The 1,720-nt window shown below is 69.0% G+C and carries 1 protein-coding gene; it reads right to left on the reverse strand.

All coding sequences use genetic code 11. The annotated features are described in order from the left end of the window. Position 1: 1 nt before the first annotated feature. Positions 2–1,720, reverse strand: a 1,719-nt coding sequence (locus ACZ4N5_RS43020) for an acetolactate synthase large subunit (protein ID WP_467762410.1), incomplete at its 5' end; no start/stop codon positions are given.

The raw sequence follows: 1,720 nt of genomic DNA on the forward strand, positions 1-1,720 counted from the left end.
CTCAGTCGTCTTCGTTGTCGCCGAAGTCGGGGCGGACGTCCCGGGCGAACATGACCTCGTCGTTGGAGGTGCCGGCGGCGACCATCGGCCACACCATCGCGTCCTCGTGGACGATGAAGTCGACCACGACCGGACGGTCGTTGATCGAGTTCGCCTCCTCGATCACCTTGTCGAGGTCGTCCGGGGACTCGCAGCGGATGGCGTGGCAGCCCATCGCCTCCGACAGCTTGACGAAGTCGGGGACACGGGTGCCGGCGCTCGGCTGCTTGCCGTCCGCGTCCGGGCCGCTGTGCAGCACGGTGTTGGAGTAGCGCTGGTTGTAGAAGAGGGTCTGCCACTGGCGGACCATCCCGAGGGCGCCGTTGTTGATGATGGCGACCTTGATCGGGATGTTGTTCAGGGCACAGGTGGTGAGTTCCTGATTGGTCATCTGGAAGCAGCCGTCACCGTCGACCGCCCAGACCGTGCGGTCCGGCTGTCCCGCCTTGGCCCCCATCGCGGCCGGGACCGCGTAGCCCATCGTTCCGGCGCCGCCGGAGTTCAGCCAGGTCGAGGGCTGCTCGTACTGGATGTAGTGCGCGGCCCACATCTGGTGCTGGCCGACGCCCGCCGCGAAGATCGTGCCTTCCGGGGCGAGCTGTCCGATGCGCTCGATGACCTGCTGCGGGGAGAGCGAGCCGTTGTCGGGCTGCTCATAGCCGAGCGGGTAGGTCTCGCGCCAGCGGTTGAGGTCGTTCCACCAGGCGGTGTAGTCGCCGGTGATCCCCTCGCTGTGCTCCTTCTGCACCGCCTGGACCAGGTCGGCGATGACCTCGCGGGCATCTCCCACGATCGGCACGTCGGCGGCGCGGTTCTTGCCGATCTCGGCCGGGTCGATGTCGGCATGGACGATCTTGGCGAACGGGGCGAAGCTGTCCAGTTTGCCGGTGACGCGGTCGTCGAAGCGGGCTCCGAGGGCGACGATCAGGTCGGCCTTCTGCAGCGCGGTGACGGCGGTGACCGAACCGTGCATGCCCGGCATTCCCACGTGCAGCGGGTGGCTGTCGGGGAATGCGCCGAGCGCCATCAGGGTGGTGGTGACGGGCGCTCCGGTGAGTTCCGCGAGGACCTTCAGCTCGGCGGTGGCGTTCGCCTTCAGGACGCCGCCGCCGACGTACAGCACCGGCCGCTTGGCCTGGGTGAGCAGCCTGGCGGCCTCGCGGATCTGCTTGGCGTGCGGCTTGGTCACCGGCCGGTAGCCGGGCAGGTCCTGGGTCGGCGGCCACTGGAAGGTGGTCCGCGCCTGGAGGGCGTCCTTGGCGATGTCGACCAGGACCGGGCCCGGCCGGCCGGTGGAGGCGATGTGGAAGGCCTCCGCGATCGTCCGCGGGATGTCCTCGGCCTTGGTGACCAGGAAGTTGTGCTTGGTGATCGGCATGGTGATACCGACGATGTCCGCCTCCTGGAAGGCGTCCGTGCCGATCGCCTTGGACGCGACCTGCCCGGTGATCGCCACGAGCGGCACCGAGTCCATGTGCGCGTCGGCGATCGGCGTGACCAGGTTGGTCGCGCCGGGGCCGCTGGTCGCCATGCAGACACCGACCCTGCCGGTGGCCTGCGCGTATCCGGTGGCCGCGTGACCGGCGCCCTGCTCGTGGCGCACGAGCACATGACGCACCCGGCGGGAGTCCATCAACGGGTCGTAGGCCGGGAGGATCGCACCACCGGGAATACCGAATAC

It is taken from the genome of Streptomyces sp. NPDC026500 (genome assembly GCF_055567635.1).